16 protein-coding genes and 1 pseudogene are annotated in these 20,156 nt (G+C 64.0%); 6 read left to right on the plus strand and 11 right to left on the minus strand.

Annotated elements, in window-relative coordinates; genetic code table 11:
* Nucleotides 1-1,746: 1,746 nt before the first annotated feature.
* The 3 genes and pseudogenes from RBA95_RS14540 to RBA95_RS14050 all read left to right on the plus strand — a co-directional run.
* A pseudogene (locus RBA95_RS14540) lies at nucleotides 1,747-1,860 on the plus strand (hypothetical protein); the annotation flags it as partial.
* A 375-nt stretch (nucleotides 1,861-2,235) separates the two neighbouring features.
* Nucleotides 2,236-2,658 (plus strand): hypothetical protein, encoded by a 423-nt coding sequence (locus tag RBA95_RS14045; protein ID WP_306017504.1) that lies wholly within the window; start codon nucleotides 2,236-2,238, stop codon nucleotides 2,656-2,658.
* Nucleotides 2,659-2,748: 90 nt separating this feature from the next.
* Entirely contained in the window at nucleotides 2,749-5,784 is a 3,036-nt protein-coding gene (locus RBA95_RS14050; protein ID WP_306017505.1) for a hypothetical protein, read from the plus strand.
* Between the two features lie 20 nt (nucleotides 5,785-5,804).
* Here RBA95_RS14050 and RBA95_RS14055 read toward each other — a convergent pair whose 3' ends face one another.
* From RBA95_RS14055 to RBA95_RS14075, 5 genes are all read right to left on the minus strand, one after another.
* Nucleotides 5,805-7,118, minus strand: coding sequence for an ATP-binding protein (locus RBA95_RS14055; RefSeq protein ID WP_306017506.1), 1,314 nt, complete (start codon nucleotides 7,116-7,118; stop codon nucleotides 5,805-5,807).
* Nucleotides 7,119-7,123: 5 nt separating this feature from the next.
* The gene (locus RBA95_RS14060; protein WP_306017507.1) at nucleotides 7,124-7,834 is read right to left on the minus strand and encodes a response regulator; all 711 of its coding nucleotides are present in this window, start codon (nucleotides 7,832-7,834) and stop codon (nucleotides 7,124-7,126) included.
* A gap of 62 nt (nucleotides 7,835-7,896) precedes the next feature.
* Entirely contained in the window at nucleotides 7,897-8,199 is a 303-nt protein-coding gene (locus RBA95_RS14065; RefSeq protein WP_306017508.1) for a hypothetical protein, read from the minus strand.
* A gap of 167 nt (nucleotides 8,200-8,366) precedes the next feature.
* Nucleotides 8,367-8,498: a hypothetical protein gene (locus RBA95_RS14070; protein ID WP_306017509.1), complete on the minus strand. Its 132-nt coding sequence runs from the start codon at nucleotides 8,496-8,498 to the stop codon at nucleotides 8,367-8,369.
* 51 nt (nucleotides 8,499-8,549) lie between these two features.
* The gene (locus tag RBA95_RS14075) at nucleotides 8,550-11,882 is read right to left on the minus strand and encodes a PAS domain-containing protein (RefSeq protein ID WP_306017510.1); all 3,333 of its coding nucleotides are present in this window, start codon (nucleotides 11,880-11,882) and stop codon (nucleotides 8,550-8,552) included.
* Between the two features lie 297 nt (nucleotides 11,883-12,179).
* Here RBA95_RS14075 and RBA95_RS14080 point away from each other — a divergent pair, with 297 nt between their 5' ends.
* Entirely contained in the window at nucleotides 12,180-13,184 is a 1,005-nt protein-coding gene (locus RBA95_RS14080; RefSeq protein WP_306017511.1) for a calcium/sodium antiporter, read from the plus strand.
* Nucleotides 13,185-13,488: 304 nt separating this feature from the next.
* On the opposite strand, the gene RBA95_RS14085 is transcribed toward RBA95_RS14080, so the two are convergent.
* From RBA95_RS14085 to RBA95_RS14100, 4 genes are all read right to left on the minus strand, one after another.
* Entirely contained in the window at nucleotides 13,489-13,749 is a 261-nt protein-coding gene (locus RBA95_RS14085) for a hypothetical protein (protein WP_306017512.1), read from the minus strand.
* A gap of 181 nt (nucleotides 13,750-13,930) precedes the next feature.
* Entirely contained in the window at nucleotides 13,931-14,515 is a 585-nt protein-coding gene (gene pth, locus RBA95_RS14090; protein ID WP_371933619.1) for an aminoacyl-tRNA hydrolase, read from the minus strand.
* A gap of 85 nt (nucleotides 14,516-14,600) precedes the next feature.
* A complete protein-coding gene (locus tag RBA95_RS14095; protein ID WP_306017514.1) occupies nucleotides 14,601-15,233 on the minus strand; it encodes a 50S ribosomal protein L25/general stress protein Ctc in 633 nt (210 codons plus the stop codon).
* 168 nt (nucleotides 15,234-15,401) lie between these two features.
* The gene (locus RBA95_RS14100; RefSeq protein ID WP_306017515.1) at nucleotides 15,402-16,334 is read right to left on the minus strand and encodes a ribose-phosphate pyrophosphokinase; all 933 of its coding nucleotides are present in this window, start codon (nucleotides 16,332-16,334) and stop codon (nucleotides 15,402-15,404) included.
* Between the two features lie 214 nt (nucleotides 16,335-16,548).
* On the opposite strand from RBA95_RS14100, the gene RBA95_RS14105 reads away from it, so the two are divergent.
* Both RBA95_RS14105 and RBA95_RS14110 read left to right on the plus strand, forming a co-directional pair.
* Complete coding sequence (locus tag RBA95_RS14105) at nucleotides 16,549-17,721, plus strand: ATP-binding protein (RefSeq protein ID WP_306017516.1); 1,173 nt, start codon at nucleotides 16,549-16,551, stop codon at nucleotides 17,719-17,721.
* Nucleotides 17,702-18,091 carry a response regulator gene (locus tag RBA95_RS14110; protein WP_306017517.1) on the plus strand — a complete coding sequence of 130 codons (390 nt, stop codon included), beginning with the start codon at nucleotides 17,702-17,704 and terminating at the stop codon, nucleotides 18,089-18,091. The genes RBA95_RS14105 and RBA95_RS14110 overlap by 20 nt, the downstream gene beginning before the upstream one ends.
* Here the strand turns inward: RBA95_RS14110 and RBA95_RS14115 are convergent.
* Nucleotides 18,075-19,211, minus strand: a complete 1,137-nt coding sequence (locus tag RBA95_RS14115) for a class I SAM-dependent methyltransferase (protein WP_306017518.1) — start codon at nucleotides 19,209-19,211, stop codon at nucleotides 18,075-18,077. The genes RBA95_RS14110 and RBA95_RS14115 overlap by 17 nt on opposite strands.
* Nucleotides 19,212-19,232: 21 nt before the next feature.
* Entirely contained in the window at nucleotides 19,233-20,114 is an 882-nt protein-coding gene (gene lgt / locus RBA95_RS14120) for a prolipoprotein diacylglyceryl transferase (protein ID WP_306017519.1), read from the minus strand.
* Nucleotides 20,115-20,156: the final 42 nt, after the last annotated feature.

The raw sequence follows: 20,156 nt of genomic DNA on the forward strand, positions 1-20,156 counted from the left end.
ACCCCTTACCGTCAAGGGCATGAGCGCTAAGACACCTGACATCAATGATCCGAGGATCGCCCGGGCGCGGGCGATGCGGGAGGCGGGGGGGCGGAAACCGCCAAGATCGCGCGCGCCTGCGGCGTGACGGTGAGCCGCCAGCGCCCCGCCTGCCCCGCCCTTGTGTCATCCCGGACGCGCAGCGCGCCGGGATCCGCCGGAAACGCTCTGTTCTGATCGCAGAGACGCCTGCACCAGATCCCGGCTCAAGGCCGGGATGACGGGTTCAGATATTAGGGATTAAACGGAAGCAAGCCGTTAGACAGCCTGGCTGGCACAGGAAGCCTCTTGGCGTTCAGGTGTTCCAGAATTTTGGCCTCATGATGAGGCGCCCAACCATCATGGTTGCCTGCCTCACACCGATCACAGACATAGATGTCATAGGCGTCTAACGAGAAGCCCTCATACCTATGCGGTCCAAATTGGTACTCCTCCCCGCATACAGGGCAGAGTTCCATATGTTTGAATGGCATTTCCATCTCGCATTCTTTCTGTTGCGTCTCAATTATGCTTCAGGCCCGTCCGGCGGGGCCCAGCCAAATCATTGTAAACGCCAGTCTGGAGTGTCTAACGGCTCGGGAGCCTGACATTCGCATCCAGGGTTGCTTTTCTGAGCGGGCGCCGTGCGTCCCTCTCCCCTTTTTTTAGGGGAGAGGACAGGTGAGGGGTGAGCGGCGGGTCAGGCCTGAAGCGCCGCGCGGTTGAAGCGCACCCCCTCACCCGACCTCTCCCCCTTGTCCAAGGGGGAGAGGGGAAAGACCGTCATCCCATTCTGAAGTCCCGAACGCGCGCAGCGCGAGCCGGGACCTCCATCAAGACACGGCGCCTCATGCGGAGGGAGGCCCCGGCTCAAGGCCGGGGTTTCAGTCCGAGGGGAAGCGCTATCCCCCACCCCGCCCTCACCCCCTATCCTCAAAGCCATGAGCGCTGAGACACCTGACATCAATGATCCGAGGATCGCCCGGGCGCGGGCGATGCGGGAGGCGGGGGCGGAGACCGCCGAGATCGCGCGCGCCTGCGGCGTGACGGTGAGCCACCAGCGCCCCACCTGCCCCGCCATTGTGTCATCCCGGACGCGCAGCGCGCCGGGATCTGCTGGACACGCTCTGGTCTGATCGCAGAGACGCCTGCACCAGATCCCGGATCAAGTCCGGGATGACGGGGGAATGATGCGGAGCTTGTCCCAACCTCTCGGCCTTCGGACTTGATCCGGAGGCGCATGCGGCGGATCGGCTGGGCTGGGTCCCCGGGTCAAGCCCGAGGACCGAGGGGAGAGTCTTATTCTCTTCCCCCAAGCACGCGGGGGGCCAGAGCCGGATGTGCTAGCGCGTGATGATCTCTGGGTCCCCGCCGGAGTTTACCCTCAACTCGATTGGGGGCAGGGAAAGAGGGAGAGAGTGAGCGAGCGCCGTGCGTCCCTCTCCCCTTTTTGAGGGGAGAGGACAGGTGAGGGGTGAGCGGCGGGGCAATGCCTGAAACGCAACGAGGGTGAAGCGCACCCCCTCACCCGGCCTCTCCCCCTTGTCCAAGGGGGAGAGGGGAAAGACCGTCATCCCATTCTGAAGTCCCGAACGCGCGCAGCGCGAGCCGGGACCTCCATCAGGATAAAGCGCCAGACGCGGAGGGAAGCCCCGGCTCAAGGCCGGGGTTTCAGTCCGAGGGGAAGACCTATCCCCCACCCCGCCCTCACCCCTTACCTTCAGGGGCATGAGCGCTGAGACATCTGACATCAATGATCCGAGGATCGCCCGGGCACGGGCGATGCGGGAGGCTGGGGCGGAGACCGCCGAGATCGCGCGCGCCTGCGGCGTGACGGTGAGCACCATCTATCGCTGGGCCGAGGCGCATGGCTTTCGCGTCCGGGATCTGGAGGCGGCGGCCTGGGACGCGGCGGGGCGGGGTTTGGGCACGGCGGCTGCCTCTCCCTGTCATTCACCGGTTTATCCGGTGAACCCATGCCGTGACCTGGCCTCCCCTCAACCGGAATGGATCCCCCGCACAAGGCGGGGGATGACAGAGGGTGAGGGTTTTGAGACGGCCCATGACTCCCCGGATCAAGTCCGAGGACCGAGAGGGGGAGTTTTCCCCCATGCTGAATTCCCGGCCCAGAAGCTGCTATCGTGCCGGGACCTCCATCAGGACACGGCGCCTCACGCGGAGGGAGGCCCCGGCTCAGGGCCGGGGTTTCAGTGTGGGATGACGAAAGAGGATGAAGCCCACGAAGACGCCCCCGAAATCACCGCCGAGCAATGGGGGCAGATGGCGCGGAACCTGAAACAGCGCGCGCTCGCTCTGACCGAGGCGGGGCGCTTGCGACAGGCCGAGCAGGCGCTGCGCCTGGCCGAACGCTATGACCGCATGCGCGCCAGTGCGCCGCCGCCGAAGAAAAACGACGGCGTGGACTATCATGCGCTGCTGGAAAAGAAGCTGACCCGCCTGCAGCAGCATCTGCGCCAGCAGGCCGGGCTGAAGGAGGGCGAGGATTTCAGCCCTGAGCAACGCGCCGACGCCCAGCGCGGCCTCCAGCCCAGACCCCGGTCCTGGTATGAGGATCGCAAGCGCGATGCGGATACCGGCAGGGTCCGGCGTCCGGACGCGTCGGGCGGCGGCGCTGCATAAAAGCTTAACACATTGTGAAAACGAGTTTTCAGGTCCGGAACTCTCCCTATAGTGGGTCTTGATCAGGGGCGCGCAATCTGGAGGGGAAGAATGCGGCATTCACTTATCAAGGTCGGGCTGTGCGCGTTTGCCATCAGCCTGTCGGGCGGTCTGGGCGCCTGGGCGCAGGACGACGCGTCAGCTGTCGCGCAGGCCGAAGCGGCCCGCCTGCTGGAGCTGCGCGCGCGGCAAGGTCTTGATGAGGAGACGCTGACACGCTTCGGGATGCGGCTGGAGACCTGCCGGCATGACGCCGCCGCGGCGTGCGCCCGGTTGCAGGCCGAGCTGGAAACCCTTGACGCATCGGGTGACGGCGCCCCGCCCCTGCGCCTGGTTCGCAGCGAAACCCGCCTCCTGCCCGGCTCGGATGGCGAGATTGCGCAGGCGGAGGCTGGCCGCTCCGAAGCGCAACGGGCGCACCCGCAAGAGGCCGACACCATTCGTCCGGTCGTGGACTTGCTGACCGCCACGCCGGACGTGCTCGATGTGGATGCAGGCCAGACCACCCTCCTGATCGATTACGTAGTCTCCGATGAGGGCGGGTCCTTCCTGGACCTGATGCTGCTGGATCTCGAGCACATGACCGACAGGTCCGTTCCGGACATTACGGGCGGGGTGTTCATGCCCACTGGCGCGCGCACATCGGGTCAGGCGCGGATCAATCTCGATGCCGGGGTCATTCCCGGCGACTATCGCGTCCGTCTGGTGGTGTTCGACGGGGCGGGCAACGGCAATGATCTGAGCCAGCCTGCGCCTGAAGTGACCATCATCAACTCAAGCGCTGACGCCGACGCTCCGGTGCTGGACTCCCTCACCATCACGCCCGATCCGCTGACGCTGGAGCAAGCCGACGGGGAATTGACCCTGTCCTATGAGGTGCGGGATGTGGGCTCCGCCGGGCTGGAATATCTCTCCTTTGGTCTCTACCAGATCGACAGCCCGACCTCTTCGGGGGCCGTCGCGCACACCTATGTCAACTTCACGGGCGAAAGCCAGGCGGAGGGCGAGTTGACGATGACCGTTCCCGCTGGCGCACGACCGGGCGAGCATTATGTGAGCGTCTACCTGAATGACCAGGCGGATAATCGGCTCTTCCTCAATCATGAGGACCCGGAGCCCTACCGCGTGCTGACCCTGATCAACGACCATGCCGACCTGCTGTCGCCCACCGTGAACCGGCTCACCGTGACGCCGGACGCCGTGGAGACCTCGGATCTGGGCTCCACCCTGCTCGTGGAATACGAGCTCGCAGATGAGGGCGGGTCCGGTCTGAAACATTTCTACATGACCTTGTCCCAGGCCGAGGCCCAGAAACGGCAGACCATCTACCGGTCCTCGCTCATCGAGTTTGATGGCGCACAGACCGCACGCGGCCAGTTCACCTTCCGTCTTCCGCCGAATTTTCCCACTGGCGCGTATTATGTGGGCGCCACGCTGCGTGACGAGTTGAACAATGCGGCCGGTGACGGGAACAGCATCGGCCTCGCAACCACCCAGCTGATCTGGGTGAACGAGCCGGGCAAGCGCGCGTTCGGTCCCTTCCCCAATGTCGTGGAGCCCGACGGCGAGGGCCGCGACATCTTCCGCGTGACCGGACTTGAATCCGGACCGCCCCAGCAGATCGAGGTGGCGTTCAGAAATCCCGAGATCCCCGGCTTTGACGGCGCTTTCAGCGATTGCGACCTGGCGGTCCAACCGTCGCGTCATTCCGGCGGCGAGTATCTGATCCTGGCTCATGAACTGGCGGCCTGCGGCGTCTTTGGGTCCGCAGACATTGTCTTCCAACTCACGCCGCACGCCTCAGACCTCAATCAGGACATTGACCTGCGACGCTTCCGGCTGAGCGAAACCGGCATGCTCAGCGATGTGGGATCGGATCGCGGCCCGTACTCTGACTGGCATGAGGGAAGAGGCGAAGCCGAGTTCGGACCGTTTGAATGGACCGAGACCCCCGGCAGCGGACGCCTGCACCAGTTCCGGGTGTCAGGCTTGTGGGAAGATCGCCCCCACAGCATGGAGATCGCCATCGCCAAAGCCGCCGTGGACGGTTTCTCCGGGGCGTTCACCGACTGCACGATCGACATCCCTCTCAGTGAGATCGATAACACAGCCTACACCTTCACCGGCGCCGATCTCGCCGCCTGCGGTGATTTCAGGCGTGCGGATCTCAGCTTCCGCTTTGTTGATATCGCCGATTATGGCGAGCCGATCACCCTGACCCGTCTTGTGACCACGGCCCAGGGATCGATCACTGACTTCTCCTTTGACCAGCTGACCGACACGCCGATCCAGCCCGTGTCTCTGTCCGGCGGGCGCGCCCAGGTCGAAGCCGGTCCGTTTGAATGGACGGGCGACGCGACCGCGCCGACCCAGAACCTGTTCCGGATTTCCGGACTGTCCGGAGACCCGCAACAGATCGAGGTCGCCATCAACAACGCCGCCGCCAGCGGTTATGACGGCGCCTATACCGACTGCAATCTGCAGATCCGCCCCAGCCGGGCCGGCGCTCATGACTACCTGATCAGCGCCGCGGACCTGGCCGATTGCGGCCCCTTCGTCCGCGGCGATCTCAGTTTCCGGATCACCGCCGCTGCTACGGACATGCCCGACGGCGTGCGCGTCCGACGGATCGCGGTTGGCGCTCATGGCGATTTGACCGACTTCAATTTTGATCACGCCTTAAGCTCCGCGGCGACGATCCGGGACAGCGGCAACGGCCAGTCAAATGTCGTTCTGGGTCCGTTTGAATGGACCGGCGACAGCACGGTCGGCACTCAGAACGTCTTCAGGATTACCGGCATTGACGGGCTCCCCACGCGGATACAGGCCGCTCTCGCTGACGCCACGTCAGAAGGGTATTCAGGCAGTTATCTGGATTGCGAACTGACGGTTCGACCGGGCCGCGCCAGCGAGAACGATTATGTCATCACCAGCAATGACCTGGCCGATTGCGGCGACTTCGTGCGCGCCAACATCACCTTCCGGGTCCATGCCAATACCGGACAGATCAGCACTGATGTCCGCATGCGGCGCTTCGCCGTCACACGCACCGGCGGTTTGACGGACTTCGGATTCGACAACCAGTAAGGCCTGGAGAGCCATAGCCCCTACGCCGGCAAGCTCACGCGCGCCCGCAGGCCGCCCAGCGGGGAGTCCTCGAGCCGCAGTTCACCGCCATGGGCGCGCAATGTGTCGCGGGCGATGGCGAGTCCGAGGCCCACGCCCTTGCGGTTGGCGTTGCGGCTTTCATCGAGGCGGGAGAAGGGTTTGAAGGCGTCCTCGCGCTGGTCGGCGGGGATGCCGGGGCCGTCATCATCGATGAGGATTTCCAGCCGGGAGCCATTGCGCCGCGCACTCAGCAGCACGTCCCCGGCATGGGCGGCGGCGTTGGAGACCAGGTTGGCGAGCGCGCGTTTCAGAGCGCTCTCGCGCGCGTGGACCAGAAGACCGTCTTCCACTTCGAGCCGCAGATCGACGCCCTCGCGGGCGGCGTCATCGGCGAGGGTTTCGCACAGGGCGGTGAGGTCGAGCGCGTCGGGCTCCTCGCCCGCCTGACCGCGCGCAAAGGCGAGATATTCCTCGAGCGCGGCTTCCATGTCCGCCAGATCGCGGCGGGCGGCGTCGCGCTCCTCGCTTTGCGGCATCAGGGCGAGCTGGAGCCGCAGGCGGGTGAGCGGGGTGCGCAAGTCATGACTGACACCGGCGAGCAATTGCGTGCGCTGTTCGATATGGCGCTTGAGCCGGCCGCGCATGTCGAGGAAGGCGGCGCTGGCGCGGCGGACCTCGCGGGCGCCGGCGGGCTTGAAGCGCTCCACATCCTGACCGCGGCCGAAGGCTTCAGCGGCTTCGGCGAGCTGGCGGATCGGTTTGACCTGGTTGCGGATGAACAGGATGGCGACGGTGAGCAGAAGGCCCGTGGCGAGGAACAGCCAGATCAGGAAGATATGCCCGGTGGTGGCGAACACCCGGTCGCGCGCCGCGATGAAGCGCAGCACGCCGCCCTCCACCTCGACGCGGATGTCCACATAGGCGGGGTAGCGGGTGGTGTCGAACCAGAAGGCGTTGTCCATCTCGTCGCCCAGCGCGGTCCTCAGGGTGCGATCGAGCGCCCGGAAGAAGGCGGTCCGGCGCGAGGTGGGCAGGGCATCGCCCTCGCGATACTCGACGCTGAGATCGGTTGTGGCGAAGGCCAGGTTCGCCAGCGTGTCAAACTGTTCGGGGCCTTCGCGCTCATAGAGCGCGGTGACCAGCGCCACCTCGCCCGCCACGCTTTCACTGAGGCGCGCCGTGGTGGTCTGCCAGTGCTGGTCAAAGAAGGCCCAGGTCACCGCCCCCTGCATCAGCGCCACGGGCAGGACAATGATCAGCAGCGAGCGCTCGAACAGGCCCTTGGGCAGATAGGGTTTCAGCGAAAAGCGCATCCGGCCTAGCCTTCAGCGCCGTCATAGACCGGCTCGGCGACCAGCTTGTAGCCCGAGCCGCGCACGGTCTGGATATAGAGCGGGGCCTTGGGGTCCGCCTCGATCTTGCGTCTGAGACGGGTGATCTGAACATCCACCGCCCGCTCGCCCGCGCCATTGGCGGCCTGTTCAGACAGCGATTGGCGCGACACCGCCTCGCCATTGGATTTGGCGAGCGCGGCCAGGAGCGCGGTCTCCCCGCCGGTCAGGCGCACCGATCGTCCATCCTCGCTCAACTGCCCGCTTTCGATCTCGAACCGCCATGGCCCGAACGCGACGGCTGACGGCCCGCGCGTCTGGGGCAGAGCCCGGCGCAGGATCGCCTGCACGCGCAGGACCAGCTCTTCAGGCTCGAACGGTTTGGCGAGATAGTCATCCGCCCCCAGGCTCAGCCCCTTGATGCGATCTTCGGGCTCACCGCGGGCGGTCAGCAGCAGGATGGGGGTGGCGTCGGTCTGGCGCACGGTTTCGGTCACCTCGAACCCGTCCGCGCCCGGCATCATCACGTCCAGAATGACAAGGTCAAAGCGCATCTGGGCCAGAAGCGAGAGCGCCTTCTGACCATCGCTGGCCGCCGTCACGCGCAGGCCGCGCGCCCGCAGGAACTTCGTCAGAAGATCGCGGATGCGGTCATCATCGTCGACAACAAGGATATGGGCGGCGCGCGGGTCGGTCATGGGAGTAAACTGCCCAAATCCGCCCGTTTTGACCAGTTGTCTGAGTGCGTCTGAAACCGTCGCTAACTCTTCTTGAACGGCGCCGAGATCGCGGTGCCGACAATGGCGACGAGAATGCGCGCAATGAGCGTGAAGAAGAGCAGCAGAATGGCGCCCTCCTCGATCAGCAGGTCGAGCCAGACCTTGTAGCGCACCGGAATGTCGGGCCGAACGATCAGGGCCTCCACTTCCTTGGCGCGTTGAACCATCCAGTCGAGCCCTTCGGGCCACAGCACGCCCATGGCGATGAGCATGATGTAGGACAGGACAAATGACAGAAAAATCGTGAAAGTCGCGTTGGTCGCGCGCGCAAAGATCAGGCCCATATCGGCCTCCCTCAATCCGTGGCGTCAGCCTCCCCACGGGCGACGCGACCGGACTTTAGCATCGCTCTCGCCGATGCGCAGTCCATTTTAAGACTTTATTGACCCTGACGGCGCTTGCGGAGCGCCTGCGCGCCCCGCGCTGTGTTCAGGACCGTCAGAAGGCCTCTTCAGAGGATGAAGACCACGGCAATGATGCCCAGGGCCAGCACTGCGCCGCCCAAGGATGCGTAAAGGACATGTTCTTGCCAGGTCCGACGCTCGCCTTGGCGGGCTTCTGTTTTTTCAGCACGAATAGTCATATCGCCTCCTTTGACTGTGAGTAACGTCAACTAAGGCGATTGGTTCCACGCTCAACGCTCGGGCGCCTGGGTTTCCGCCAGGGACATACGCGGCTTGAGCATATCCAAAGCAGCAACAAGCGCATTCAATTCCACGGGCTTGCTGAAATAGCCCTCGATATCCAGGCTCTCCACGCGTGACCTAGTTTCGACCGTGGCGTCAGCGCTGACGATATACACCGGCACGCGGGATTCACCCGCCTCCCCCGCCCGCAGCCGGCGAATGGCTTCTTCCCCGCCCATGCCCGGCATATGCAGATCCATGAGCACGGCGTCGAACTGCTCGTCGCGCAACAGGTTCAGCGCTTCGTCACCGCTTGCGGCCACGACCGGCTCATACCCGCCCTGACGGACCATTTCGGCGGTCACGTCACGATTGACCTTCTGGTCATCCACAACAAGCACGCGCTTGTCCCGGCCGCCCCGTTCAGAGCTCTGCTTGAGACGCGGCGGCATGGTGACCTGTGCAGCGTCCTCGCTCTTGGCGTCCGGAGCGGGGAATTCGAACCAGAAGCAGGCCCCCTCGCCGGATTCAGAATTCACCCCGATTGCGCCGCCCATCAGCGTGACCAGCTCGCGCGCAATCGACAAACCCAGACCGGACCCTTCATGGCTGCGCGAATGGGACATATCCGCCTGCTCGAACCGGCCGAACACACGTTTTTGCACGGTCTCGCTCAGCCCCGGGCCCGTATCATGCACCTCGACCCGCACCCGATTGTCCGCGTTCAGGCGGGCCTCGACCCGCACTTCGCCGGCATCGGTGAACTTGATCGCATTGCCCAGAAGATTGCTCAGAATCTGCCGCAGGCGGTTGGCGTCGAGCATCGCCAACCGATTCAGCTCGGGCGACAGGGTCAAGCGTAGCGGCAAGGCCTTGCGATCCGCTTCGGGCATATGAGCCTGAACCGTTTCCTCGATGACCTCGGACGGGCGCACCGGCTTTTTGACAAGCTTGAGCTTGCCCACCTCGATCTTGGACAGATCAAGGATGTCCTCAATGATGGATAGCAAGGCCCGGCCGGAGGAGCGGATCGTCTGTACGAATTCCTTCTGGCGGTCGTTGAGATCGGTCAGCGCCAGCAATTGCGCGATCCCCAGCACGCCATTGAGCGGGGTGCGGATTTCATGGCTCATATTGGCGAGGAACTGGGATTTCGCCTCACTCGCCGCCTCCGCGCGCGCCAGCGCGGTCTTGAGCGTGTCTTCAGCCCGCTTGTGGTCGGTCAGGTCCTCGACAATGCCGATCATCCGCACCGGGCGATCATGCTCATCCCGATCCACCACCCGGATGAAGACCTTGATCCAGACGGTGTAGCCCGCCGTGTTGATGATGCGGTGTTCCAGCACGAGCTGTTCGCACTCCCCCCGGACCAGGGACTGGGCCAGCATGTGCACGTCTTCGATGTCATCGGGATGCGTGAACCGGGTCAGCGCATCCACATGGGTTTCCTTGTAGGCCAGCTCCGGCTTGCCCAGGATGGATGCCAGCGTCGCATCCATCTGCAGCGTGCTGGTCTGGGATTCCAGCTCCCAGACGCCCAGCCCCGCCACACGCAGCGCCATCTGAGCCCGCAGGCCCGCCTGGCGCGCCTCCTGTTCAATCCTGAGCTTGTCAGTGATGTTGCGCAGCGTGCCGGATATGCGCGCAGGGCGACCGTCCTCATCGCACAGGACCTCGCCAACCCCCTCGACCCAAAGATAATGTCCCTCCGAGTGCTGAAGCCGGAAGACAAGGGTCTGCTTGTGCGGACCGGGACTGCCGGGCTCGATCACCGGGTTCTTCAGGGTTTGCTGGACGGCGGACAGGTCATCGGGATGCACGGCCGCCAGGAAATCGGCAATCCGTCGCACCCCGGCCGGCGCCGGATTGCCCGTCATCTGGTAATAGCCCGGTGACGCGAAGAGCTGATCGGTCTTGAAATCCAGATCAAAGACCGTCAGGTCCGACCCCTTGATGGCCACTTCGTACAAGCGCCTGTGTTCATTGGCTTCCTGCTCGGCCTTGCGCAAGGGTGTCTGGTCCGCCGCAATGCCGCTCATTTCTTTCGGACGGCCGGTCTCATCCCGGCGTATGACCGCGCCATCCACCTGCAGCCAGACCACTTCTCCATCCGGCCGGATGATACGGTGCGCCAGGCTGATGCGGCCGTCTTCAGAATTCAGCGTCTCATCCAGAGTCGCGGCCACGGTCTCGCGATCCTCGTGGACCATCAGCATCAGCATGTCGGCCCAGGGAAACGGCCTGTCGGTCAGATCCGGACGCCCTAGGAGCGCCGCGAAGCGCTGGTCGAGATAGATGACCTGCTCATCTGTGGTGTACCACCAGCGCCCCATATGGGCGCTGTTGATGGCCACTTCGGCGGTCAGTCGGGCCTTGAGCGCCCGCGATTCCGCTTCTGCGATCTCGCTGACATCGACCAGCGTGCCGACCATGCGACGAGGTGCGCCGGCTTCGGCCTTCTCCGCCTGTCCATGGGATTCCACATAGATCCAGTGCCCGTCCGTATGACGCACCCGAAGGCGTTCGCGGAGCGGTGTGCCATCCTCGAGATGGCGCCAGATCGCCGTCTGATACCGCTCCCGGTCGCCGGGATGCATGAAATCGAGCCCGGATTTGGAGGTGGGCGGCTGATAATCCTCCGGCAGGCCCATGATTTCCAGAAGACGGTCGGACCAGTACAGCGTCTCTTCGTCCGCATTCCATTCCCAGATGCCGGCGCCGGTGCCTTCAATCGCCAGCGCATAGCGCGATTCAGAATGCTCCAGTTGCGCCTTGGTCGCCCGGGCCGCCTCGTTCTGGCGCCGCGCCTTGATGAAGGCGCCGATCGTATTGGTGAGCGGGGTCAGGAATTCGGCGAGTTCGGCGTCATATCCACCCTCACGATTGGCGACCCCGGCAATGCCCAGCAATTCCTCCCCGCTCATCATCGGCAGCGCCATGAAAGAGCGCATGGCCGGGTGGCCGGGCGGCAGGTTCACATCCAGCGTCTGCCCCTTGGCGGCGTTGGCGATGACCGGCTTTTGATCATGCAGGACGCGCGCAAACAGCAGGTCGGGATTGACGAACTCCATCACCCCTTCCTGGCCGGACAGCTGGTACAGGGCGCGTGAATCCTCGTCCCAGCTGATATCGGTCATGGCCCAGGAACGCAGCCAGGGATTGACCCCATCCCCCTGACCGACGACCTCGCCGACAAAGCCGTATTCGGACTCGGTGATCTCCAGCAGGATGTGAAGCAAGCGATTGAACGAGGCGTGAGCGGTCTGCTCGCCCCCTATATAGATGGACTGAACATCTGAAATCGCTTCCAGAAGCTTGCGACTCCCAGCATCCGAAATCATGTCTCGCGCCATCCATCTTTCCCCGTACGGGCTAAGGCTGGTTTGCAGCTTGACCTAAGGGTGTCAATGACTGGTGAACTGCAAACCATCAGACTTTCTCTCGGGGCCGCATCGCGCTATATGCCTGCAGGCAGGCGCTTCAAGCGCTCGCTCTAGCTTCTCGAGAAGGATCGTCCCATGGCAGCTCTTGTCGCCCTCGGCCTCGCTTTCGGCATTTTCGCGCTTCTGAACCTGATCGACAACAAGCGTCTGGACTAGGGCTCCCGCGCGCCCGGCGCGCCGGAGACATAGGTCCCCATGCCCGACATTTTTCTGTTCAGCCTGATGGTGCTTGGCGGCATCGTCGTCCTTCTGACGGGCGGCGATATCCTGGTGCGTGGCGCGACCGCGCTCGCCAGCAAGGCTGGCGTGCCGCCGCTCCTGGTCGGGCTGACCATTGTCGCCTTCGGCACCAGCGCGCCGGAAATGGTGGTCAGCGCCGCCGCTGCGGTTGAAGGCGCGCCCGGGCTCGCCATCGGCAATATTGTCGGCTCAAACATCGCCAATGTGCTGTTGGTGCTGGGCCTGCCCGCCCTGCTGGCGCCCATCGCCTCCACCGCCAAGGGGGTCAAGCGCAACGCCCTGATCGCGCTTGCTTTCACCGCCCTGTTCATAGCGCTCTGCTTTGATGGCGCGCTGTCGCTGATCGACGGCGCGATTCTGGCGGCCGGGATTGTCGGCTACATCACCTTCCTCGCCCTGACGGCCAAGGGTCATCAGGACGACCCCATGCTCGCCGAGCTGACCGATATCGAGCATATGGACGGTCTGCCCCAAAAAGCGCCCATGGTGGCGCTCTTCCTGCTGGGCGGCCTGGTCATGCTGCCCATCGGCGCCCAGCTCATCGTGGATGGCGGCGTGGGCATCGCCACCCTGTTCAATGTGCCAGACGCGGTGATCGGGCTGACCATCCTGGCTTTCGGCACCTCCCTGCCCGAGCTGGCCACCGCGCTCGTCGCCGCCCTGCGCAAGCAGGCGGACATGGCGATCGGCAATGTGGTCGGGTCGAACATCTTCAATATCTGCGCCGTGGGCGGGATCACCGGCGTCGCCGCCAGCCTGGCCACGGGCGAACCGGCCCCCGTAGACGCCCAGTTCGTCCAGCTCGACTTCTGGGTCATGGCCGCCGCCGGCCTCGCCATCTTGCTGTTCGCGCTTGCGCGTCGCCCTATCGGACGCCTGTCAGGCCTTGTCATGACCTTGGCCTATGTGGGCTATATCGCGACGCTGGTGCTGATGAACCCGCTGACCCTGCCGGCCTGATCCGGCGCATCAGCCTTTCCTCCGACCTGCGAAAAAAATGGCCGACTGCGCGAAGCAGCCGGCCAGATGGGAAGGTTCATCCGCCTTGCGGCGGGCGCTCGGGGAGGAGCGAGGATCACTCTGGATGGACGCTGTGTCCTGAAAAGGACCGCAAAGCGGAAAGGTCGAGGCCTGAATAAGGCCCGCCTGCCGCAAGCCTGTCAGTGCGTTCATCTCATCAGATACAAACAGGGCCGGTCGCATCGCGACCGGCCCTGAAGCGCACGCCGGGGGAGCGTGCCGAGGGTGTGAAGCGCTGTGGCGATTAGTGCGCGTCGCCGTGGTCTTCAGCCGGCAGGGTCGCCGACCAGGCTTCGAACTCACCTTCGTCCAGGCCGCCGTCAGCATTGACGTCATAGGCGGCGAATTCGTCTTCGGTGAGCTCCGGCGCAACAGCTTGCGCTTCGGACAGGGTGATCACGCCGTCGCCATCGGTGTCGACCGTGTCAAACATCGGGGCTTGGGCGAAAGCCGCGCCTGCAAAGGCAGTGGCGGCGATCGTGGAAATCAGCACTTGGCGTTTCATCAGTCTCTCTCCTTGCTCTAGGCCAGTCCCTGACAAGGCGTCTGAGGGCCGCCTCGTCATCTGGCAGGATCGAATATGATGGGCGCTTGTGACCGCAGATGGCCGAAAAGAGGGAAATCTGGCGTGTTTTTAACGGCGTCTTCCCGCCGGAAGTCTGGCTAAATTGTGAACGTCTGTTCATTCACGGCGCAGGCGCGAGATGGGTCACCTTGGTCTGGAAGGCGTCTTCATTGCCCTCAAGAATCAACGGGAAGGCGCGCGCGATCGCGTCGAGCAGCGGGCCCAGCCACTCGCCCTCGGCCTTGGAGAAATCGCCCAGCACCCAGTTGGTCACCTGGTTCTTGTCGCCGGGATGGCCAATGCCGATCCGGCCGCGCTTGAAATCACCCGCAATGTGCGCCTTGGTCGAGCGCAGCCCGTTATTGCCGGCATGGCCGCCGCCGGTTTTCAGACGGAACTTGCCTGGCGCCAGATCCAGCTCGTCATGGAAGACCAGAATGTCGGCCGGATCGATCTTGTAGAACCGCGCCGCCTCCGCCACCGACCGGCCCGCCTCGTTGTAATAGGTCTGGGGTTTGAGCAGCAGCACCTTCTTCGGCCCCTGCCCGGTTTCCACCACGCCTTCCGCTGTCTGGCCCTGGAAGCGCGATTTCCAGGGACCCAGCCGCCAGTCCTCGGCGATGGCGTCCAGCGCCATGAAGCCCACATTATGACGGTTGCCGGCGTATTTCCCGCCGGGATTGCCCAGACCCACGATCAGATGCATGGCGCGCTCCACAAATGAAAAAGGCGGCTGGGACATGAGGTCCGCCAGCCGCCTTTTAAGTCCGTCGCGGACGAAGGAAAGAGGATTACTCCTCGTCGCCCTCGGCCTCGGTCTCTTCGGTGTCTTCACCCTCTTCGTCCTCGCTGGCGCGGGATGCGCGCGAGCTCTGGATGGTGGCGATGGTGAAGTCGCGGTCGGTGATCGACGGCGTCACGCCTTCAGGCAGGGTCACGGACGAGATGTGCACGGAATCGCCGATATCGTAGCCGGACAGGTCCACATCGATCTGATCGGGGATCGAGCCCGCCGGCACGTCCACTTCGATCGCGTGACGCACGACATTGAGAACGCCGCCGCGCTTGAGGCCCGGAGACTTCTCGTCGTTGTGGAATTGAACGGTCACTTCGACGGTGATGACGGTGCTTTCGTCAACGCGCTGGAAGTCGATGTGCACCGGCTCGTCGCGAACCGGGTGGAATTGCACGTCGCGGGTCAGCACGGACTGCTTTTCACCCTTGTGATCGATGGTGATCATCTGGGCGAGGAATTTGCCCGAATTGATCGCCTTGACCACTTCGTTGTCTTTCAGCGCAATCGCGACGGGACCTTGGTCGCCGCCATAGAGAACGCCCGGCACAAAGCCGTTGCGGCGGGTTTCACGTGCGCCGCCAGTACCCGTGCGCTCGCGCACTTCTACGGAGAGAACAATATCGCTCATGGTCCGGTCCCATACGAAATCGGTTTAAACGCAAGCGCCGCCGGTTTTGGCGGCGCGCGCTTCGTTCAGTCATTCAAGACTGAGTAAGAACTTTCGAGCCGCGGGCTATAGCGGATGCTTGCGGGGAGCGCAAGCGATCCGCTGACTCTTCCGCGGCGCGTCTCCAGCCTAGTCGAACAGCTTGGAGACAGACTCGTCATTGGCGATCCGCCGGATCGCCTCGCCCAGCAGCGGCGCCACGGACAGCGAGCGGATATTCTTGCCCGCCGCCACCTTGGCCGTCACATCAATGGAATCAGTGACAACCAGCTCCTTCAGGACGGAATTGGAGATGCGCTCCACTGCCTTGCCCGAGAGCACCCCGTGGGTGATGTAGGCGGACACTTCCTTGGCGCCCTGGTCCTTCAGCGCCGCAGCGGCGTTACACAGCGTGCCGCCGGAATCGATGATGTCATCAAAGATGATGCAGCGGCGGCCTTCGACATCGCCGATGATGTTCATCACCTCGGACACGCCTGCCTTGGGGCGGCGCTTGTCGACGATGGCGATGTCCGCGCCCAGGCGCCCGGCCAGCGAGCGCGCGCGCACCACGCCGCCCACATCCGGAGACACGATCAGAAGATCGTCCACATCGTAGTGCTTGCGGATATCATCCTCGATCACCGGCGTGGCGAACAGGTTGTCGGTGGGAATGTCGAAGAAGCCCTGGATCTGACCCGCATGCAGATCGATGGTCAGCACCCGGTGGGCGCCGGCCTCGGCGACCAGGTTCGCCACCAGCTTGGCGGTGATCGGCGTGCGGCCGCCGGTTTTGCGGTCCTGACGGGCATAGCCGAAATACGGGATGACGGCGGTGATCCGGTTGGCGCTGGCGCGGGCCAGGGCGTCCATGCAGATCAGCAATTCCATCAGATGGTCATTGGCGGGCTCGGAGGTGGGCTGGATGATGAAGACATCCTGGCCGCGCATATTCTCGTCGATGCGCACAAACAGCTCGCCATCGGCAAAGCGTTCGATCTCCACATCCGACAGAGGCGCATCAAGATAATCGGCGATGGCCTTGGCCAGTGGCCGGTTGGCGTTGCCGCACATCAGTTTCATGATCTGGCCTTTCCCGAGTTTTGAGCCGCGGCGCGCTCATAGCAGGATAAACGCGAGCGGCAAAGCGCCGGAGCGCCCGCTTCACTGTCATGATGATCAGGACGTGAACGGATCAACTCCCCCGACACGCGCACCGCGTATACCGGTACTGAAACACTCCCTTAAACAGAACCGCCGAGGCTGGCAGGTGAGCCGGGCCAGTTCAGAGGTGTTCATGCAATCGCTTCACGGCTTTATGCCCCATGGAATGTGCTATCTCTGGCGCGTGGACATCCTGCTCATGCACGTCACTGCAGATGTGCTGATCGGCCTGTCTTATTTTTCCATCCCCGTCGTGATCTGGCTGATTGCCCTGCGTCGCCCGGACATCCTGTTCCGGCCGGTCGCCTATCTCTTCATCCTGTTCATCATCTTCTGCGGCGCGACTCACCTGTTCTCGATCTACACGATCTGGACGCCCGCCTATTTCACCGAAGGCGTGCTCAAGCTGGTCACCGCCATCATCTCGGTGGCCACCGCCGTCACGCTCTGGCCCCTGCTGCCCAAGGCGCTCGCCATGCCCAGCAGCGCACAGCTGAAACGGAGCAATGACTCATTACGCGACGAAGTGAGCCTGCGCATCGGCGCAGAGCGTCAGCTGAAACAATTGACCAATTCGCTCGAACGCCAGGTCAAGCGCCGCACCGCCGATCTGGAACGCTCCAACGGCACGCTGAGGGACTTCGCCGCCGGCGCCTCGCACGACCTCAAGGCCCCCGCCCGACAGATCTCGCTTCTGACGGATCTGGCCCAGCGCGAGCTGGGCGCGAACTCCAACGAGAAGGTGCTGGGCTATCTTCACGACGTGAAGTCCAAATCGCGCGACATGCTCATGCTGATCGATACGCTTTTAAGCTATTCCGATCTTGTGGAGACCAAGGCGGTGTCGAGCGCCGCGCCGCTGCGCCCCCTGCTCGAGAAACTGCTGGACGCCTATTATCCCAAGACGCCCATCCGGCTGAACATCAAGGAAGACCCCGTTCTGGTCGGCGACGAGACCTTGCTCTCTCACCTGTTCCGCAATCTCGTCGACAACGCTGTCAAATATTCCGACAAGTCGGAGATCCATCTCACCGTTGACGCTCGTAATACCCAGGAGGGCCTGCTGGTGCGGTTCGCGGATAACGGGCCCGGCATTCCCGAGACCCAGATGGACGGCGTTTTCAAGATGATGCAGCGTTATCGCAGCGACGTTCCCGGCTCTGGCGTCGGCCTCGCCTTCTGCGCCCGCATCATGGAAGCCCATGACGGCAAGATTTCGGTCGACCGCCATTACGAGGGCGGCGCGCGATTCCTGCTTCACTTCCCCCCAGCCGAGGAGCCCGCCGATGACGAGCCTGATCATTGAGGACAGTCAGATTGACGCCACCCTGATCACGAGCGCCCTGGAAGCGCGCGGATATGGCGATCTGAAAGTCTTCGAGCGGGCTGAGGACGCGCTGGCCTTTATCCAGGGCGATTCGCCGCGTCCCGATTTCTGTCTGGTGGACAGCCGATTGCCCGGCATGTCCGGCGCGGATTTCATCAGGCTTGTGAAAAGCTGCGCCAAGATGGTCGGGGTGCCCTGCATCAGCCTGTCCACCTCCAATCTCAAGGACGAGATTCGCGTTGCGCTCGATGCGGGCGCGGACGGTTATTTCATCAAGCCCTCAGACCTGGACGCCTATGAGCAGGTGATCGCAGACATCATCAGCGCGCATCTCAGCGCGCCCGCTTGAACGGCGCGATCCCCGGCGCAGGCGGCAGGCCTTGGGCGCTGAAGGCGGCGAGCTTGAACAGCGCTCCCATGTCCTCGGGCGAGACAAGACGATGCATCTGGCGTTTCAGCTTGGCCTGACCCGCTTCATCCACCGACCGCGCCAGCACCGCGGCGCGCTGCTCGATGCCCAGCTCGGTCAGGAAATCGCCCTGGGTCATGGGCCCGAAGGCTGACAGCCCCGCATCTTCCCCCAGGCGCAACAACCGGTCAAAATCCACCCAGGCCGTCAGGTCCGCCGTGCCCGGCGCGTCCAGCGGGTCCACCTTCTGATGGGCGCGAAGCGCCTGCAGCGTGTCCCCGGTCTCCGGCTTTGAAGACCCGTAATCGACAAACAGGGCATAGCCCGGATCACGCGCAAAGCGGGCCGCAAGCTGCTCGACCTGTTGCTGATCGCCGGGGCGCAACTCCACCAGCACACCATCCGCCGCCTCGCGCAGCTCCGGCGCCATGAAACCGATATCGCCTTCGCCCAGCACGGGGCCCAGCGCAAAGACAAAGCGGGTCTCGTCCTCAGGGTCGAGCGTGACCACGCGCTCGCGCCACTCGCCCTTGTGACGGATGGCCTGGCGCACGGGCAGGCAGTCAAGAAACTCATTGCCGATCACCACGGCCGGACCGGACGGGGCCTTGTCAAAGGACTTCGCCCAGCTGATCGGAACCTGCGCATTGGCCAGGGTTTGCCCCTGCACCATTTTCAGCGCGGGGGACGCCTCGACCAGGGTCACGTGCACGGCGTCCAGAAAGCCGGGCGCGGCGCGGCCGGCGCGCAGCATGTCGCTCATCATCCGCCCCGTGCCCGGACCCAGCTCGATCAGCTCAAAGCGCGAGGGCGCGCCCATCTGCATCCAGCATTCGGCCGCCCATAGCCCGATCAGCTCGCCGAACATCTGGCTGATCTCGGGCGCGGTGATGAAGTCATTGGCGGCGCCGAGCGGGTCTTTCGTGGCGTAAAACCCCGCCATGGGATGAAACAGGGCCTCGGTCATGAAGGCGGCCACCGACAGCGCGCCTTCCGAGCGGATGCGGTCACGCAGGCGCTCGGAGATGATCTGCGCGGGGCGAAAGTCGTCATCGCTCATGGGTCAGTCCTTGTCGTGGGCTCAGGCCGGGCGTTCGCCCACCGCCGGACGCTGGCGGGCGCGCCAGATCAGATAGGCGCCCAGCGCGATCATGGGAATGCACAGCACCATGCCCATTGTCACATAGCCCTGCAGCGCTTCGGGCATTTGCCGGTCCGGCTCGCGGAACAGCTCCACAAAGGCGCGGAACACGCCATAGCCGGCCAGGAAGGCCCCGGTCAGCAGCCCCGGTCGGCTGAGCGCACGGAAGCGGTAGATCAGGACGGTCAGGATGACGAACAGCACCAGGCCTTCCAGCGCCGCCTCGTAAAGCTGGCTGGGATGGCGCAACTGACAGGTCGGATCGGCGGCGAATCGCATGGCCCAAAGCAGGTCCGGCGCCGGGCGTCCATACAGCTCGCCATTGATGAAATTGGCCATGCGGCCAAAGAACAGGCCGATCGGCGTCGCCGCCGCCACCGCATCAGAGACCCGCAGGAGCGGCGCCTTGTGCGCCCGCGCGGTCAGCACCATGGCCAGCGTCACCCCGATCAGGCCGCCATGAAAGCTCATCCCGCCATCGGAAATGCCGGTGACGACCCGGACCGGCGTCTCCCAGATCATCGAGGTGTTGTAGAACAGGACATAGCCCAGCCGGCCGCCCGCTATGACGCCGATCATGATCCACAGCACCAGATCGTCCACGAAGGCGCGGGCATAGGGCGGTGTCTGGGTCTTCGGCGTCGTGCCCCACAGCCGGCCCTGCTTGATCAGGTGCAGCACCCAGAACAGGCCGCCGAACAGGCCGGCGATATAGGCGAGCGCATACCAGCGGATCGGGAAGGGACCGAGGATCCAGACCTTGGGTATGGTGAACAGGACCGGATCTATGAGGTCAAAACTGGCGGGGCATGCGCCTATCATGAAAGGCTCCAGAAAAATAATTTGGCCGACAGGACCGGCTGT

It is taken from the genome of Oceanicaulis sp. MMSF_3324 (genome assembly GCF_030733545.1).
Taxonomy (GTDB): domain Bacteria; phylum Pseudomonadota; class Alphaproteobacteria; order Caulobacterales; family Maricaulaceae; genus Oceanicaulis.

Bases quoted from the DNA above. Each gene is read 5' to 3' on its own strand.
- RBA95_RS14065 (WP_306017508.1), bottom strand. From the start codon at position 8,199: ATGGGCCTGATCTTTGCGCGCGCGACCAACGCGACTTTCACGATTTTT.
- pth (WP_371933619.1), bottom strand. From the start codon at position 14,515: ATGCATCTGATCGTGGGTCTGGGCAATCCCGGCGGGAAATACGCCGGC.
- RBA95_RS14050 (WP_306017505.1), top strand. From the start codon at position 2,749: ATGCGGCATTCACTTATCAAGGTCGGGCTGTGCGCGTTTGCCATCAGC.
- RBA95_RS14110 (WP_306017517.1), top strand. From the start codon at position 17,702: ATGACGAGCCTGATCATTGAGGACAGTCAGATTGACGCCACCCTGATC.
- RBA95_RS14045 (WP_306017504.1), top strand. From the start codon at position 2,236: ATGACGAAAGAGGATGAAGCCCACGAAGACGCCCCCGAAATCACCGCC.
- RBA95_RS14070 (WP_306017509.1), bottom strand. From the start codon at position 8,498: ATGACTATTCGTGCTGAAAAAACAGAAGCCCGCCAAGGCGAGCGTCGG.
- RBA95_RS14075 (WP_306017510.1), bottom strand. From the start codon at position 11,882: ATGATTTCGGATGCTGGGAGTCGCAAGCTTCTGGAAGCGATTTCAGAT.
- lgt (WP_306017519.1), bottom strand. From the start codon at position 20,114: ATGATAGGCGCATGCCCCGCCAGTTTTGACCTCATAGATCCGGTCCTG.
- RBA95_RS14060 (WP_306017507.1), bottom strand. From the start codon at position 7,834: ATGACCGACCCGCGCGCCGCCCATATCCTTGTTGTCGACGATGATGAC.
- RBA95_RS14055 (WP_306017506.1), bottom strand. From the start codon at position 7,118: ATGCGCTTTTCGCTGAAACCCTATCTGCCCAAGGGCCTGTTCGAGCGC.
- RBA95_RS14100 (WP_306017515.1), bottom strand. From the start codon at position 16,334: ATGAAACTGATGTGCGGCAACGCCAACCGGCCACTGGCCAAGGCCATC.
- RBA95_RS14080 (WP_306017511.1), top strand. From the start codon at position 12,180: ATGCCCGACATTTTTCTGTTCAGCCTGATGGTGCTTGGCGGCATCGTC.
- RBA95_RS14115 (WP_306017518.1), bottom strand. From the start codon at position 19,211: ATGAGCGATGACGACTTTCGCCCCGCGCAGATCATCTCCGAGCGCCTG.
- RBA95_RS14105 (WP_306017516.1), top strand. From the start codon at position 16,549: ATGCAATCGCTTCACGGCTTTATGCCCCATGGAATGTGCTATCTCTGG.
- RBA95_RS14085 (WP_306017512.1), bottom strand. From the start codon at position 13,749: ATGAAACGCCAAGTGCTGATTTCCACGATCGCCGCCACTGCCTTTGCA.
- RBA95_RS14095 (WP_306017514.1), bottom strand. From the start codon at position 15,233: ATGAGCGATATTGTTCTCTCCGTAGAAGTGCGCGAGCGCACGGGTACT.